We start from the raw sequence: 15,677 nt of genomic DNA, 5'->3' as shown, positions 1-15,677 counted from the left end.
ACTGCGCGACCGACCACACCCGGCCCGCACCCGCCACAAAACGGACGGACCCGAGTGATCAGGCGCACAGTCCCCGCACCGACAGCACTAACCGAGATCGCCCGCCGCGGTCAGTTCAGCAAGGCGAACCAGCGTCCGCACCGCGGACCCCGTACCGCCCTTCGGCGTGTACCCGAAAGGACCCCCCTCGTTGAACGCCGGCCCGGCGATGTCCAGGTGCGCCCAGGTGATCCCCTCGCCCACGAACTCCCGCAGGAACAGCCCGGCCACCAGCCCGCCGCCCATCCGCTCACCCATGTTCGCGATGTCGGCGACGCTGGAGTCCATGCCCTTGCGCAGGTGCTCCGGCAGCGGCATCGGCCACGCCGGCTCCCCGACCTCCTCGGCGGCCTCGTGCAGCGACGAGCGGAACGCCTCGTCGTTGGCCATGATCCCGAAGGTCCGGCTGCCCAGCGCCAGCACCATCGCCCCGGTCAGCGTCGCCACGTCGACGATCGCGTCCGGCTTCTCCTCGGAGGCCGCCCACAGCGCGTCCGCCAGGACCAGCCGGCCCTCGGCGTCGGTGTTGAGCACCTCGACGGTCTTGCCGCTGTACATGCGAAGCACGTCACCCGGTCGGGTGGCGGAGCCCGACGGCATGTTCTCGGCGAGCGCCAGCCAGCCGGTGACGTTGACCTCCAGGCCGAGACGCGCGGCGGCGACCACGGCGGCGAAGACCGCCGCCGCGCCGCTCATGTCGCACTTCATCGTCTCGTTGTGCCCGGCGGGCTTCAGCGAGATGCCGCCCGAGTCGTAGGTGATGCCCTTGCCGACGAACGCCAGGTGCTTCTTCGCCTTGGCGGACGTGTACGACAGCTTCACCAGGCGGGGGGCCGCGGCGGAGCCGACGCCGACGCCGAGGATGCCGCCGTAGCCGCCCTTGGCGAGGGCCTTCTCGTCGAGCACCTGCACCTTGATGCCGTGCTCCTTGGCCGCGGTCTGCGCCAGGGCGGCGAACGCCTCGGGGTGGAGGTCGTTCGGCGGCATGTTGATCAGGTCGCGGGCGCGGTTGAGCTCCTCGCCGACGGCGGCGGCACGCAGCAGCGCGGCCTTGTGGGCGGCGTCGCGCGGCTTCCCGCCGAGCAGGGCGGCCTCGGCGAGCGGGGCCTTGGCGCTCTTGGCCTTGGCGTCGCCGCCGTGGTGCTTGTAGGCGTCGAAGGAGTACGCGCCGAGCACCACGCCCTCGGCGATCGCGCCGAGGTCGGCGGCGTCGGCCGCCGGCAGCGCGAACGCGGCCTTCTTGGTGCCGGTGAGGGTGCGGGCGGCCACGCCGGCCGCCCGGCGCAGCGCCTCGGCGTCGTAGCCGGCGTCCTTCTCGGGCTCGGCTCCGAGCCCCACCGCGAGCACGAGCGGTGCCTTGAAGCCGGCCGGGGCGGGCAGCTTCGTCACCTCGCCCTCGGCCCCGGAGGCGCCGAGGGTTTCCAGGACGGCGGCGAGCCTGCCGTCGTAGGCCGAGTCGAGGGCTTCGGCGCCTGGGGCAACGATCGGGCCTTTCGCGCCCTTGGCGACACCGATGACGATCGCGTCGGCCCGGAGGCCGGGCGCCGCGGCGGTGCTGAGAGTGAGAGCAGTCACGGTGGTGAAATCTCGCTTCCGATGTGGAGTTGCTGTGGCCGGAGTGGGCGGGTCGACCAGGCCCGGCGATCGACCGTGGGGCCGGTCGGCGGGCGCGGAGGTACCCAGTGGTCGTACCCGGGGGTCGTACCCGGGGTCTGCCTCACCGGCGCGGCGGACCGGCGTGGCGAATCCCGTCAATGAGCGTACGCGTGCGTGTGCGTTGGCCCATGCACGCGCGTGTTCACCTGTCGGTGGCGTCGTAGCCACCTCTCGATCCTCGCACTCCACACGTCGGCCCACACCCCTCGGGGGCCGCACGAACCGGGGTACGGCGCCAGGCCTGTTGACGCCGTAGGCCCTAACCGCCCAGACAGCACACCACCAGCGCGGTGGTCGCCGCCGTCTCCGCGAGGCCGCCGAACACGTCCCCGGTGACCCCGCCGAAGCGGCGCGTGCAGTGCCGCAGGAGCAGTTCGGCGGCGGCGAGGGCGGCGAGCACCGCGCACCCCGCCCGGACGGCGTCGTACGGCCCGGACCACCACGCTCCCGCGCCCGCCGCCGCCAGGGTGACGGCGACGGCGGCCAGGACCGCGCCCCGCACCGGGACCACGCCGGCGACCGCCGCGCCCAGCCCCTCCGGCCGGGCGGGCGGCACCCCGGCGCGGGCCGCCAGGGTCAGCGCGAGCCGGGCGGCGGTCGCCGAGCCGACGGCGGCCGCCGCGCCCCGTGCCCAAGAGGCGTCGTAGAGCTGCGTCAGCGCGGCCACCTGGGCGAGCAGCACGAGGACGAGCGTGAGGACGCCGAACGGGCCGATGTCCGACTGCTTCATGATCCGCAGCGCGTCCTCGGCGGGCTTGCCGCTGCCGAGGCCGTCCGCGGTGTCGGCCAGCCCGTCGAGGTGCAGACCACGCGTCAGGACGGCGGGTACGGCGGCGGAGGCGACGGCGGCCAGCGGCGGGCTCGCGCCCAGCCGGAGCAGCAGCAGCCCGAGCCCGGCCGCGCAGCCGCCGACGGCCAGCCCGACCACGGGCGCGGCCAGCATGCCGCCGCGCGCCGCCTGCCGGTCCCAGCGGGTCACCTCGACGGGGAACACGGTGAGGGTGCCGAAGGCGAAACGGAGGCCGAAGCGGAGGCCGTCGAGAGGCGAGGTCGGGGACATCGCGGCAGAGTAGCCCGGACGCCGCACCCGCGAGGCAGCCGACCTCCTGCCCGGTGAGACTGACGCCATGGGCCACTGGCTGCAGCGCAACATCGTCGAACCGGGCAAGCTGCCGCTGCTGCTCGCCCTGACCGCGTTCGTGCTCACCTTCCTGATCACCCGGGTCATCACGCGTCTCATCCGGGCCGGCAAGGGGCCCTTCGGCAACATCAGCAGTTCCGGCGGGGTGCACATCCACCATGTGGTGCCGGGCGTCGTCCTGACCGTCACGGGCGGCTTCGGCGCGGTGGCCAGCGGCCGGCACGGCTTCGGCGCGGGCGCGTTCGCGGTCGTCTTCGGCATCGGCACGGGCCTCGTCCTCGACGAGTTCGCGCTGATCCTGCACCTCGACGACGTGTACTGGACGGAGGCGGGCCGCAAGAGCGTGGAGGCCGTGGTGCTGACCGCCGCCCTGGTCGGACTGCTGCTGGTCGGCTTCTCGCCGTTCGGCGTCAACGACATGAGCGACGCGGAGCTTCAGGACCGGGGCGGCGTCATCTCCACCGTCGTCGTCAACTTCCTGTTCTCGCTGGCCGTGTTGGCGAAGGGCAAGGCCAAGATGGCGGTCTTCAGTGTGTTCGTGCCGTTCGTGGGGCTGGTGGGGCTGATCCGGGTGGCCCGGCCCGGGTCGCCGTGGGCCCGGAGGTTCTATCGGCGGCGACCCCGTGCCCGGGCGCGGGCGGTGCTGCGTGCTTTTCACCACGACCGGCGGTGGGCCGGGCCTCGGCGGGTGGTGGGGGACTGGTTGGGCGGCAAGACGGACGCGGAGCTTGCTCAGTCGGGGGAGCGCAAGTGAGGGCGCCTATGGGGGTGGGGGCGCATCTCGTCTGGCGTGTGCGGGTCCGCTGTGGCTGGTCGCGCCCCGCGGCGGAGCTGCCCCGACCTCCGTCCACCGGCGCACAGAACGACCACCACCGCCGCGATCGCCGCCAGATGTTCCTTCCCCGCCAGGTTGTTCTTCAGCAGGACCTCTACGACTATGGCGACGGTGACCGCCGTTGCCGTCGCGTACGCGCGATAGCGCCAGCCCAGAAACACCGCGAGGCCGACGACCGCTGCCGACGGGCCGGTGTCGACGATGTGGGCGTCGGTGGCGGGTACGCCGAAGGGGCTGTCGGGGCCGAGGGCGACGGCCACGCGGGCGTACAGCGTGCCGGCGAGGGTGGCGGCGTAGGCGATGACGAGGGTGCGCCACCAGCCCAGGCAGAGTTCCGCGATCCCGAACACCAGCAGGATCTGCGCGAGCGCGCCCCAGACCGGCAGGTCCAGCGCGGGCACGAAGAGCGAGAACGGGGTGCGCAGCAGGGCGAGCCACAACGGGTCCTCGGCCCGTACCGCCCCGATGTCCTGGACCGGCTGCCAGCCCCACGACTGGTTCTGCACGAGCTGCGTCACCGACGTCAGGCACACCGCCCCCAGCGTCATCGGCGCCGCCCGCCACCGCCGCGCCGCCAGGGGGTCGCGTACGGCCTCGTACAGCGGCCCCCATTCGGCGCGCGCCCACCGGACGGTCCGGTTCACCGGTGGGTCTCCAGGTGCTTGCGGTGCAGCCACTTCGGCAGTCCCGGCGCTTCCAGGAACCCTTCCGCGCGGGCCGCCGCGACGGCGATGCGGGGCAGGTCGGCGCTCTTCTCGAAGAGCACGAAGCGGGGCTCCCAGATGGGCCGGTACTTGGCGTTGGCGCGGTACAGCGACTCGATCTGCCACCAGCGCGAGAAGAACCCGAGCAGCGACCGCCACAGCCGCAGCACCGGCCCCGCGCCGAGGCGCGCGCCCCGCTCGAAGACCGAGCGGAACACGGCGAAGTTGAGCGAGACCGCGGTGACGCCCAAGTCCCGGGCGCCCAGCAGCAGTTCGATGACCATGAACTCCATCAGGCCGTTGTCGGAGTCCCGGTCCCGGCGCATCAGGTCCAGGGACAGACCGTGCGGGCCCCACGGCACGAAGGACAGCAGCGCGCGCAGCTCGCCGTGCGCGTCGTGGCACTCCAGCAGCACGCAGCGGCCGTCCGCCGGGTCCCCGAGCCGCCCCAGCGCCATGCTGAACCCGCGCTCGGTGGCCCCGTCGCGCCAGTCGTCGGCGCGGCGCAGGAGGTACGTCATCTCGTCGGCGGGGATGTCCTCGTGCCGCCGTACCCGCACCGTGTACCCGGCCCGCCGGACCCGGTTGCAGGCCTGCCGGACGGTCCGCATGGCGCGCCCCTCGAGGGTGAACTCGGCGACCTCCACGAGCGCCTCGTCGCCCAGCTCCAGGGCGTCCAGACCGTGCCGCGCGTACACCGTCCCGGCCTCCTCGCCCGCCCCCATCACCGCCGGGATCCAGCCGTGCGCCCGCGCCTCGGCGAGCCACGGCTCGATCGCCCCCGGCCACGCCTCCGGGTCCCCGAGCGGGTCCCCGGACGCCAGTGACACCCCGCCGACGACACGGTAGGCGACGGCCGCCTTGCCGGTCGGCGAGAAGCACACGCTCTTCTCGCGGCGCAGCGCGAAGTAGCCGAGCGAGTCCCGCTCACCGTGCCGGTCGAGGAGTTCCCGCAGCCGTTTCTCGTCGTCCTCGGTGAGTGGGTCGACGGCCCGCCGGGAGCGGAACGCGGCGTACAGGACGGCCAGGACGAGCACCGTGCTCATGACGTTGACGGCGACGTCCACCCAGGTGGGCGGGGCGATCCCGGGGACGCGGTAGTCGTCGGCGGCGACCGACACCAGCCGCAGCGTGCCGTAGCGCCAGCGTTCGAGGAACGTGGAGGCGGCGGCCGCCCGGTTGGTGACCGTCACCAGCAGGGCGGCCAGCAGCGAGGCGGCCAGCAGCCCGCCGACGCCGACGACCGCGGCGAGCCTCGGGTTGGACCGGTCGCCCTTCGCGTAGAACTCCCGCCGCCCGGCGAGCAGCGCGGCCACGAAGGCGGCGGTCAGTGCGAGCGAGACCCAGTTCTGCGGGTGCCGCCGGATCTCCGGGAACGCCATGGCCAGCGCGAACAGCACCAGGAACGCCCCGCTGAGGCCGAGGTTGAGGATCCACGCGGCCCGTTTGCGCCGCCGCATGGTGACGGCCAGGAACGCGGTGAAGACGCCGGACGCGAAACCGGCCGTCAGGAGGTACGGCGTGAACAGGTTCTCCTGGTTGTGCCGTCGCACGTCCTGCCCCAGGGAGACCCACACCGCACTGAGGAAGTTGACGAACGCGACGGCCCGCAGATACCAGACGGCGAAGGCGGCGGCGCCCCGGGTGTTGCCCATGAGCGGTGATCATATGGCTGCACTTCCGGGAAACGGCTCTTTTGCTGCCGCCTGTCCCATTTCCCCGCCCTGCTCCCTGCTCCCTACTTCCCGCTCCCTGCCCGCTACTCCGCCGCCACTTCCTCCTCGGCAGCCCCGGCAGCCCCGGAATCCTCGGCCTTCTCGTCGGAGACCGCGGATACGTCGGATGCCTCGGGCTTCTCGGGGAGTTCCGCGGCCAGTGCCGCCGCGGCCTGGACCAGGGGGAGGGCGAGCAGGGCGCCGGCGCCCTCGCCGACCTTCACGCCCTGGTCGAGGAGCGGTTCCAGGGCCATCCGGTCGAGTGCCTTCGCCTGCCCCGGTTCGCCGCTCGTGTGCGCGGCCAGCCACCAGTCCGGCGCCCGGAACGCGATCCGCTGCCCGACGAGCGCGCAGGCAGCCGCGACGACGCCGTCCAGGACGACCGGCAACTTCCGTACCGCGCACTGGAGCAGAAAGCCCGTCATGGCGGCGAGGTCGGCCCCGCCCACCGTCGCCAGCAACTGCACCTGCTCGCCGAGCACCGGCCGCGCCCGGCGCAACGCGTCCCGGATGGCGGCGCACTTGCGCATCCACGCCAGGTCGTCGATCGCCTCGCCGCCCCGCCCGGTCACCACCGACGCGTCCGTCCCGCACAGCGCGGCGACCAGCACGCCCGCGGCCGTCGTCCCGCCGACGCTGACGTCGCCGAGTACGACCAGGTCCGTACCGGAGTCGGCCTCCTCGTCGGCGACGGCCATGCCCGCCCGGAACGCGGCCTCGGCCTGCTCGACCGTCAGCGCGTCCTCGATGTCGATCCGGCCGCTGCCGCGCCGCACCCGGTGCCGTACGACGTCCTCGGGGAACATGTCCGGGTCGCAGTCCAGGGCCATGTCCACGACCCGCACCGGCACGCCGAGACGGCGGGCGAGCACGGACACCGGACGGCCGCCCGCCAGCACCTCCCGCACCAACTCCGCCGCGCTGCCCGCCGGTCGGGCCGAGACGCCGAGCTCGGCGATCCCGTGGTCGCCGGCGAACAGCACCACCCGCGGCCGCTCGACCGGACGCACGGGCGCCGAGCCCTGCGCCGCCGCCAGCCACTCACCCAGTTCGTCCAGGCGCCCCAGCGAGCCGGGCGGCACGATCTGACGTTCCCGGCGCGCCTCCGCGTCGCGGCGCACCCCGCCGTCGGGGCGCTCGATCAGATCGGTGAAGTCGTCGAGATTAAGCGAGCTCATTCGCCGAACAGTACCGGCACCGGTCGAACAGTTCCGCGCTCCGTCGCCACCACACCCGCGTGACGTCATTGCACCCGACATCGGGATCCCATACGTTCCGTTTTGCCGCAAATTGTCGTTCGCCCGCCCGATGCTTGTCCCCCGCTCTTCCCGTCGCACTTCTCCCGTCGCACTCCGGAGCCGCTCATGCCCCCCAGGCCCGTCCACGAGCCGCGCCGCGACGACTGCCCCTGGTGCGGCTCGAAGCGCCTGCGCACCCGGCTGCGCGCACCCGACCTGCGCCACCGCAGGCCCGGCACGTTCGTGGTCGACCAGTGCCGGGACTGCGCCCACGCCTTCCAGAACCCGCGCCTGACCACCGAGGGGCTCGCGCTGTACGCCGCCGAGGCCGACGAACCGGCCGGCCGCGGGCAACTGCGGGCGACGGCCCGGGCGATGCTGCCCTTCCCCGAACCGGAGAGCTGGCTCGACGTCGGCACGGGCGACGCGCCCTTCCCGGCGGCGGCCAGGGAACTGTTCGCCTACACGGCGTTCGACGGGGTGGACCCGACCCCCAGGGTCGAGCGGGCGCAGGCCGAGGGCCGCCTCGACGAGGCCCACATGGGCCAGCTCACCACCCCGGAGATCCTGTCGCGGCTGCGCGGCCGCTACGACGTCGTCAGCATGCTCCACCACCTCGAACACACCCGCGACCCGCGCCGGGAACTCACGGCGGCGCTGACCGCCCTGCGGCCCGGCGGCCACCTCCTCCTGGAACTCCCGGACCCCGCCAGCGCCTCCGCCGCGCTCCTCGGCAAGTGGTGGCCCTCCCACGACCAGCCCCGCCACCTCCACCTGATCCCGCTGGCCAACCTCCGCACCGAACTGGAGGCCCAGGGCTGCGAGATCGTCGTGACGGACCGCAAGGCCCCCCACACCCCCCGCGACCTGGCGACGGCCGCCTCGCGCTACCTCGACCGGACCCGCCTGCACCGCACCGCCGGACCCCTGACCGCCCTGGCCGCCGTACTCGACCACCTCCTGGCCCCGGCCCTGCGCCGCACCCGCTTCTCCAACGCCTACCGGATCGTCGCGCGGAAGAACTGAGCCACCGGGACCGGCCGGTTCAGCCCCGGAGCACCAGCGCCTGCCCCGCCACCACCAGCACGACCTCCTCGCACTCGGCGGCGACCGCCGCGTTGAGCCGTCCCAGCTCGTCGCGGTAGCGCCGCCCGGACGCGGTGGCCGGCACGATCCCCGAGCCGACCTCGTTGGACACCAGGACGACCGTCCGCCGCGCCGCGCGCACGGCCTGCGCCAGCTCCACCACCCGTGCGCGCAGGGCGCGTTCGCCGCCGTCCGCCCACATCGCGTCGTCCCACGCCCCGACCGTGTCCATGACGTCCGTCAGCCACAGCGACAGACAGTCGATCAGCAGCGGCGCCCCGTCCTTGCCCAGCAGGGGGACGAGGTCGCAGGTCTCCGTCGTACGCCAGGACCCGGGCCGCCGCTCCCGGTGCACCGAGACCCGCGACGCCCACTCGGTGTCCCCGCCCCGGGTGCCGCCGGTCGCCACGTACAGCACGTCCGGGAAGGACTCCAGCCGCCGTTCGGCCTCCACCGACTTCCCCGACCGGGCGCCGCCCAGCACCAGCGTCCGCCGCGGCACGTCCGGCACCTCGTCGTACACGCCCACCGTCAGCGTCGACCCGTCCGGCACCGTCCGCGCGCCCGCCGCCGCGAGCCGCCGCGCCAGCTCCGCGCCCGGCGGCACGCCGTGGTCGAGATGGACGGCGACCACGTCGGTCGTCGGCCCCACCGCGCCCACCGCCCGCAGCTTCGCCAGCGCGTCCGGCCGCCCCACCAGATCCGCGAGGACCATGTCGTACCGCTCGACGGGCCCGGGCCCCTCCTCCAGACCGGCCGGCGCGCCCCCGGGCGGCAGATACAGCAGCCGCTGCCCGTCCGGGCCGGTGACCGCGTACCCGGTGCCCGGCGCGTCCATCGCCACCGCCCGCACCCGATGCCCCGTCAGCAGCGCCAACTCCCGCCAGTCGGGCACCCGGCCGGGCTGCGGCAGCCCGGCCGGCACCTCCACCGGGGGGCCGTCGTGCGGGTGGGTCAGCAGCACCTGCCGCACCCCGCCCAGCGACCGGCCGGCGCGCGCGGCGGCGAACGCCGCGCCCGGCGTCAGGTCGAGCAGCAGGGAGCCGTCCACGAGCAACGCGGTCGCCGCACGCGCGTGTGCGCCGAGCGAGGTCGCGCACACGGCGCAGGGGCAGTCGGGGCGGGGCAGGCCCGCCGGGGCACCGGTACCGAGCAGAGTGACGTCCACAGAGCTGATTTTCGCGTGTCTGACCTGGTCTTGCGCATCCGACTAGGCTGCTCGGCAAAGACCGGACCAAGATCCGGCTTCTGCTCTGCACGTGGTCATAGCTGGGAGGCGTACATGGCGGCATGGACGTGGCGGTTCGAGAAGGCCGACGGGACGGAGGTCCCACCCGCGGTGGAGCCCGAGGAGTTCACCACGCAGGGGGACGCCGAGTCCTGGATCGGGGAAGTGTGGAAGGACCTCCTCGAAGGCGGCGCGGAGCAGGTGCGGCTGTTCGAGGACTCCACCGAGATCTACGGCCCGATGAGCCTGCGGGCGAACGAGGCCTGACCGCGCGCACCACGCGTACGAGTCGGGGTGGCCGGCGCACCACGGCCACCCCGACCGCCGTTCACTCTTAAGAGCGGAGTACGAGCGGAGTACGTCCGCTCAGCCGCGCACACCGCACAGGTGCAGCAGCGCCGCGACCTGCCGGTAGGGGTCGGTCCGCCCGGCCCGCTCCTCGGCGGCCAGCAGAGCGTCGACGTCGCCCGGGATCTCCGTGTCGTCCGCCGCCGTGTCCGTGAAGACCCGCACGCCGAACCAGGCCTGGAGCGGCGCCCCGATCCCGGCGAGCGTGCCGGTCAGCGTCGACAGCCGGTCCGCCCGTACGTCCAGACCGAGCCGGTTGCGGTAGGCGGCCGTGTCGAAGGCGCCCAGCGTGGCCGCCCAGTCGCCGGCCAGCCCGGGCCGCATGGCGAGCGCGTCCGCGTTCCTGACCAGCAGCGACAGCAGTCCGCCCGGGGCCAGCATCCGCGCGAGCCCGGCGAGCAGCGGGTCCGGCTCCTCGACGTACATGAGCACGCCGTGGCACAGCACCACGTCGAAACTGCCGGGCAGGAAGTGCACCCCTGTGTCCCGGCCGTCGCCCTCGATGATCCGCATCCGCTCCCGGATGCCCTCGGGCTCGCCGCACAGCGCCTCGCGGGCCGCGGCGACCATCGTCGCGTCCTGCTCCAGACCGGTCACCTGATGACCGAGCCGGGCCAGCCGCAGCGCCTGCGTGCCCTGGCCCATCCCGACGTCGAGGACCCGCAGCCGCTGCCCGACCGGGTAGCGGCCCGCCATCTGCTCGTCGAGCTGCCGGGCCACCAGCTCCTGTCGTACGACATCCCGCAGCCCGCCCAGCCTGCTCAGCCAGGCCTCGGCCGCTCCCCCGGAGAAAGCCGCAGTGCTCAGGGCCGCGCTCCGCGCTTGAGCTGCGGCTTCGGCAGCCGGAGCCGGCGCATCTGGAGCGAGCGCATCAGCGCGTAGGCCACCGCGCCCCGCCGGTTCTGGTCGGGGAAGCGCTCGGCGAGCTGCTTGCGCAGCCGGAAGCCGGTGACGAGCGAGTCCAGCACGATCAGCACGATCACGACCAGCCACAGCAGCAGCGCGATGGTCTGCAACGAGCCCACCCGCACCATGCTCAGCACGAGGATGATCACGGCCATCGGCAGGAAGAACTCCGCCACGTTGAACCGCGAGTCGATGAAGTCGCGGGCGAACTTGCGCACCGGCCCCTTGTCACGGACCGGCAGATAACGCTCGTCACCGCCCGCCAGCGCCTGGCGCTGCCGGTCGAGCTGGGCACGGCGCTCCTCGCGCTGACGCTTGGAGGCGTCCTTGCGCGACATCGACGTGTTGGCGACGCTGCGGCGCTGGGACTGGGCCTCATTGCGCTTGGGCGTGGGCCTGCCCTTCGGGGCCTGCGGGTCGCGGGTCTGCTTGGAGTCGGTCACCACCGCGTCGGCGGGGGCCTTCTCTTCCTTGGCACGGCTACGGAACACAAAACCCAAGGGTAAGCGCTCCCGGGCATGGACCCCAGCCCGGAGGGGAACGATCCGGCAACACTGGACGTCTTACACCCTGAGGGTCACCTACTCCTTTGGCCGGAGTAAGAGCCTGGTCAGTCGTCCTTGGGGATGAGCGCATCCGTCCCCGAACAGTGCGTCAATGGATGCAGGGCCCGTACTGTGGGTTCTGTCGCAGACCTGTGAGCTTGTCCGTCAGAAGGGGGCGCGCGAAGCCCATGAGCGGTGTCATGAAGCGTATGGGGATGATCTTCCGCGCGAAGGCGAACAAGGCCCTTGACCGGGCCGAGGACCCGCGCGAGACCCTCGACTACTCGTACCAGAAGCAACTGGAGCTGCTCCAGAAGGTCCGTCGCGGCGTCGCCGACGTGGCCACCTCGCGCAAGCGGCTGGAGCTCCAGCTCAACCAGTTGCAGTCGCAGTCCACCAAGCTGGAGGACCAGGGCCGCAAGGCGCTCGCGCTCGGCCGTGAGGACCTCGCCCGCGAGGCGCTGTCGCGCCGCGCCGCCCTCCAGCAGCAGGTCACCGACCTCGAGACGCAGCACTCCACGCTCCAGGGCGAGGAGGAGAAGCTCACCCTCGCGGCCCAGCGCCTCCAGGCCAAGGTGGACGCCTTCCGCACCAAGAAGGAGACCATCAAGGCCACCTACACCGCCGCCCAGGCCCAGACCCGCATCGGCGAGGCCTTCTCCGGCATCTCCGAGGAGATGGGCGACGTCGGCCTGGCCATCCAGCGCGCCGAGGACAAGACCGCCCAGCTCCAGGCGAGGGCCGGCGCCCTCGACGAGCTGATGGCCTCCGGCGCCCTCGACGACCCCACGGGCATCGCGAAGGACGACCTCCAGGCCGAGCTGGACCGCCTCTCCGGTGGTACGGATGTAGAGCTGGAACTGCAACGCATGAAGGCAGAGCTGGCCGGCGGCAGCTCCGCCGGGCAGCAGGCCATCGAAGGTGGCACGAGCCAGTCGCAGTCCCAGTCTCAGTCCCAGCAGCAGCCGCAGGACACCCCGCGCTTCGACAAGCAGTAGCCCGCGCCGGGGCCCGGAGCCGAGGAGAGCGACATGATCGTACGGATCATGGGGGAGGGCCAGTGGAAGCTGGCCGACTCCCACTTCGTCGAACTGAACAAGCTGGACGACGAACTGCTGGCCACGATGGAAAGCGGCGACGAGGAGGGCTTCCGCCAAACCCTCGCCGCCCTCCTTTCCGCAGTCCGCCGCCTGGGCACCCCCCTCCCGGACGACGCCCTGGAACCCTCGGAACTCATCCTCCCGTCCCCGGACGCCAGCCTGGAGCAGGTCCGAGAAATGCTGAGCGACGACGGCCTGATCCCCGGCTGAAGCCTCATCTGGGGCCAGGCGACTCATCCCCGACTGAGACCTCATCCAGGGCCGGACAGCTCAGCCGCGGGTCCGGCCGGCTCAGCCGCAGGTCCGGGCAGCTCGGCCGCAGGTCCGGGCAGCTCGGCCGCAGGTCCGGGCAGCTCGGCCGGGGCTGACTCCTCATCCCCGACTGACGCCTTATCCGGGGCTGGGGGGGGCTCATCCGGGGCTGACGCCTCATCTCTCCGGCTGACGCCTGATCTATGGCTGGGCGGCGCATCCGGGGCGGAGAGCGGATCCAGGGTTGGGTGGCTCATCTGGGGCTGAGAGAGAGTGTGTCCAGGGCTGGCGGCGTGTCTGGGGTTGAGGGTGCGTCCAGGGCTGGCGGCTCATCCAGGGCCGAGGGTGCATCCAGGGCGGAGGGCGCGTCCCTGGGCGGCTTGTCCAGGGCTGAGGGCGCATCCCCGGCTGACGCCTTATCCGGTTATCCGGGGCTGGGTGGCTCATCCGGAGCTGAGGGTGCGTCCAGGGCTAGGCGGCTCATTCAGGGCTGAAAGTGCATCCAGGACCGGGTCGGTGCATCCGGGGCCGAGGGCGCATCCAGGGTTGGCCGGCTCATCCCCGGCTGGCGCCTCATCCGGGGATGAGGGTGCCTCCAGCGCAAGGCGGCTCATCCGGGGCCGAGGGCGCGTTCAGGACTGGGCGGCTCATCCGGGGCCGGGCGGGTCTTCGGTGTTGAGGGGGGGGAGCGGGTCTTCGGGGATGTGGCGGCTACTTTTCAGTGCCGGGGGCAGTGTTCGGGTGGTCTGAGGGTGGGTGCTTTTCAGGTGGGGGCCCGCATAATCAGCCCGTCCGGCGTTTGAGGACGAGGGCCCGGGCCCTTCAGGGCCGACAGTGGGGGGCTGGGGGCGGCAGCCCCCGGTGACGGTACGGAAAGCGACGGTGACCAACCAGTGACCCCCTTCGCCAGAGCCCAGTGCCGGCTGCAAGCCCACCCCCTCGCCCTGGACGCCACCCTCGCCGCCGCCGTACTCCTCTGCATGCTCGCCGGCTCCTTCATCAACCCGCACGGCGACCGCGGCGTGAGCTGGAGCATCCACACCCCCGACCCCCTCAGCCTGCTCCTGATGACCCTCGGCGCCGTCGCCCTCGTCTTCCGCCGCAGCGCCCCCATGAGGGTGCTGGCCGTCACCGGCACCGTCTCCTTCGTCGAGTGCCTCACCGGCGACCCCCGCGCCCCCGTCGCCATGTGCGCCGTCGTCGCCCTGTTCACCGTCGCCGCCACCACCGACCGCGCCACCACCCTGCGGGCAGGCCTGCTCACCATGACGGTCCTCACCGGCGCCGCCATGCTCGCCGGACCACTGCCCTGGTACGCGCAGGAGAACCTGGGGATCCTCGCCTGGACCGGCATCGGCGCCACCGCCGGGGACGCGGTCCGCAGCCGCAAGGCCGTCGTCCAGGCCATCCGCGACCGCGCCGAGCGCGCCGAACGCACCCGCGAGGAGGAGGCCCGCCGCCGCGTCGCCGAGGAGCGCCTGCGCATCGCCCGCGACCTGCACGACGTCGTCGCCCACCACATCGCTCTGGTCAACGTGCAGGCCGGGGTCGCCGCGCACGTCATGGACAAGCGGCCCGACCAGGCCAAGGAGGCCCTCGCGCACGTCCGCGAGGCCAGCCGCTCCGCGCTCAACGAACTGCGGGCCACCGTCGGCCTGCTGCGCCAGTCCGGCGACCCCGAGGCCCCCACCGAACCCGCCCCGGGTCTGGACCGCCTCGACGAACTCGCCGGCACCTTCCGCAACGCCGGACTCCAGGTCGACGTGGCCCGCACCGACCACGGCACCACCCTCCCGGCCGCCGTCGGCCTGGCCGCCTACCGGGTCATCCAGGAGGCCCTCACCAACGTCCAGAAGCACGCGGGCGCGGCGGCGAAGGCCGAGGTCAGCGTCGTCCGCGTGGGACCGAACATCGAGGTCACGGTCCTCGACAACGGCCACCCCGCGGGCGACGAGGCGCCCGCGGTCGGCGGCGGCCACGGCCTGCTCGGCATGCGCGAACGCGTCACCGCCCTGCGCGGCACCCTCACCACCGGTCCCCGCTACGGAGGCGGCTTCCGCGTCCATGCGATCCTGCCGGTCAAGACCCGCACGGCCACCACGGGGGAGACCGTATGACCATCCGTGTCCTGCTCGCCGACGACCAGGCACTGCTGCGCAGCGCGTTCCGGGTGCTCGTCGACTCCGAGCCCGACATGGAGGTGGTCGGCGAGGCGTCCGACGGCGCGCAGGCGGTCCGGCTGGCGAAGGAGGAGCGCGCCGACGTCGTCCTGATGGACATCCGCATGCCCGGCACGGACGGTCTCGCCGCGACCCGGATGATCAGCGCCGATCCCGCTCTCGCGGCCGTCCGGGTGGTCATCCTGACGACGTTCGAGGTCGACGACTACGTGGTGCAGTCGCTGCGGGCCGGCGCCTCCGGGTTCCTCGGCAAGGGCAGCGAGCCCGAGGAACTGCTCAGCGCGATCCGGGTCGCCGCGGGCGGCGAGGCGCTGCTGTCGCCGACCGCCACCAAGGGCCTCATCGCCCGCTTCCTCGCCCAGGGCGGCACGGCGGACGACGACCACGACCCGGCCCGCTCCGCCCGCCTCGGCACCCTCACCGTGCGCGAGCGCGAGGTCCTCGTCCAGGTCGCAGGCGGGCACTCCAACGACGAGATCGCCGAGCGCCTGGAGGTCAGCCCGCTGACCGTGAAGACGCACGTCAACCGGGCCATGGCCAAACTGGGCGCCCGCGACCGCGCCCAACTCGTGGTGATCGCCTACGAATCGGGCCTGGTACGCCCGAGGGCAGAGTAAGCACCCGGCGAGACCGGCGAAGCCCCCGCCCGCCGCCCCCGAGCGCCGCTCACCACCACGACGCACAACGCCCCTGTGCCCAGCCGA

At 73.2% G+C, this 15,677-nt stretch carries 15 protein-coding genes; 7 read left to right on the top strand and 8 right to left on the bottom strand.

All coding sequences use genetic code 11. The features are described 5' to 3' along the window. Window positions 1-87: 87 nt before the first annotated feature. Together BMZ82_RS08505 and BMZ82_RS08500 are read right to left on the bottom strand one after the other, a co-directional pair. Window positions 88-1,614, bottom strand: coding sequence for a leucyl aminopeptidase (locus BMZ82_RS08505; protein ID WP_093773376.1), 1,527 nt, complete (start codon window positions 1,612-1,614; stop codon window positions 88-90). 340 nt (window positions 1,615-1,954) lie between these two features. Further along, complete coding sequence (locus BMZ82_RS08500) at window positions 1,955-2,755, bottom strand: adenosylcobinamide-GDP ribazoletransferase (protein ID WP_093773446.1); 801 nt, start codon at window positions 2,753-2,755, stop codon at window positions 1,955-1,957. A gap of 67 nt (window positions 2,756-2,822) precedes the next feature. Here BMZ82_RS08500 and BMZ82_RS08495 point away from each other — a divergent pair, with 67 nt between their 5' ends. After that, window positions 2,823-3,590 carry a hypothetical protein gene (locus tag BMZ82_RS08495; protein ID WP_093773374.1) on the top strand — a complete coding sequence of 256 codons (768 nt, stop codon included), beginning with the start codon at window positions 2,823-2,825 and terminating at the stop codon, window positions 3,588-3,590. Here BMZ82_RS08495 and BMZ82_RS40610 read toward each other — a convergent pair. The 3 genes from BMZ82_RS40610 to cobT all read right to left on the bottom strand — a co-directional run bounded on the left by BMZ82_RS40610 (window position 3,569) and on the right by cobT (window position 7,268). Continuing rightward, on the bottom strand, window positions 3,569-4,315 hold the full coding sequence (locus BMZ82_RS40610) for a hypothetical protein (protein ID WP_256251817.1): 747 nt from the start codon (window positions 4,313-4,315) through the stop codon (window positions 3,569-3,571). The genes BMZ82_RS08495 and BMZ82_RS40610 overlap by 22 nt on opposite strands. After that, on the bottom strand, window positions 4,312-6,030 hold the full coding sequence (locus tag BMZ82_RS08485; protein WP_093773372.1) for a phosphatidylglycerol lysyltransferase domain-containing protein: 1,719 nt from the start codon (window positions 6,028-6,030) through the stop codon (window positions 4,312-4,314). Before BMZ82_RS08485 ends, BMZ82_RS40610 begins: the two co-directional genes overlap by 4 nt. 104 nt (window positions 6,031-6,134) lie before the next feature. Beyond that, entirely contained in the window at window positions 6,135-7,268 is a 1,134-nt protein-coding gene (cobT, locus tag BMZ82_RS08480; RefSeq protein ID WP_256251816.1) for a nicotinate-nucleotide--dimethylbenzimidazole phosphoribosyltransferase, read from the bottom strand. A gap of 186 nt (window positions 7,269-7,454) precedes the next feature. On the opposite strand from cobT, the gene BMZ82_RS08475 reads away from it, so the two are divergent. After that, window positions 7,455-8,354 (top strand): class I SAM-dependent methyltransferase, encoded by a 900-nt coding sequence (locus tag BMZ82_RS08475; protein WP_093773370.1) that lies wholly within the window; start codon window positions 7,455-7,457, stop codon window positions 8,352-8,354. Between the two features lie 19 nt (window positions 8,355-8,373). Here BMZ82_RS08475 and BMZ82_RS08470 read toward each other — a convergent pair whose 3' ends face one another. After that, window positions 8,374-9,582, bottom strand: coding sequence for a bifunctional adenosylcobinamide kinase/adenosylcobinamide-phosphate guanylyltransferase (locus BMZ82_RS08470; protein WP_093773368.1), 1,209 nt, complete (start codon window positions 9,580-9,582; stop codon window positions 8,374-8,376). 114 nt (window positions 9,583-9,696) lie between these two features. On the opposite strand from BMZ82_RS08470, the gene BMZ82_RS08465 reads away from it, so the two are divergent. Continuing rightward, the gene (locus BMZ82_RS08465; RefSeq protein WP_093773366.1) at window positions 9,697-9,909 is read left to right on the top strand and encodes a hypothetical protein; all 213 of its coding nucleotides are present in this window, start codon (window positions 9,697-9,699) and stop codon (window positions 9,907-9,909) included. 99 nt (window positions 9,910-10,008) lie between these two features. Here the strand turns inward: BMZ82_RS08465 and BMZ82_RS08460 are convergent, their stop codons facing one another. Continuing rightward, window positions 10,009-10,710 (bottom strand): methyltransferase domain-containing protein, encoded by a 702-nt coding sequence (locus tag BMZ82_RS08460; RefSeq protein WP_093773364.1) that lies wholly within the window; start codon window positions 10,708-10,710, stop codon window positions 10,009-10,011. A gap of 83 nt (window positions 10,711-10,793) precedes the next feature. Next, on the bottom strand, window positions 10,794-11,387 hold the full coding sequence (locus BMZ82_RS08455) for a DUF3043 domain-containing protein (RefSeq protein ID WP_093773362.1): 594 nt from the start codon (window positions 11,385-11,387) through the stop codon (window positions 10,794-10,796). Window positions 11,388-11,629: 242 nt separating this feature from the next. On the opposite strand from BMZ82_RS08455, the gene BMZ82_RS08450 reads away from it, so the two are divergent. From BMZ82_RS08450 to BMZ82_RS08435, 4 genes are all read left to right on the top strand, one after another. Next, window positions 11,630-12,439 (top strand): PspA/IM30 family protein, encoded by an 810-nt coding sequence (locus BMZ82_RS08450; protein ID WP_093773360.1) that lies wholly within the window; start codon window positions 11,630-11,632, stop codon window positions 12,437-12,439. 33 nt (window positions 12,440-12,472) lie between these two features. Then, the gene (locus BMZ82_RS08445) at window positions 12,473-12,751 is read left to right on the top strand and encodes a PspA-associated protein PspAA (protein WP_093773358.1); all 279 of its coding nucleotides are present in this window, start codon (window positions 12,473-12,475) and stop codon (window positions 12,749-12,751) included. Between the two features lie 935 nt (window positions 12,752-13,686). Further along, a complete protein-coding gene (locus BMZ82_RS08440) occupies window positions 13,687-14,910 on the top strand; it encodes a sensor histidine kinase (RefSeq protein ID WP_093773356.1) in 1,224 nt (407 codons plus the stop codon). Then, a complete protein-coding gene (locus tag BMZ82_RS08435; protein ID WP_093773354.1) occupies window positions 14,907-15,590 on the top strand; it encodes a response regulator in 684 nt (227 codons plus the stop codon). The genes BMZ82_RS08440 and BMZ82_RS08435 overlap by 4 nt, the downstream gene beginning before the upstream one ends. The last annotated feature ends 87 nt before the right edge of the window (window positions 15,591-15,677 follow it).

It is taken from the genome of Streptomyces sp. yr375 (genome assembly GCF_900110755.1).
In the GTDB taxonomy this organism is placed as follows: Bacteria; Actinomycetota; Actinomycetes; order Streptomycetales; family Streptomycetaceae; genus Streptomyces.
The sequence above is the reverse complement of the archived record's forward strand: the minus strand, read 5'-3'. Positions and strand labels throughout refer to the sequence as shown.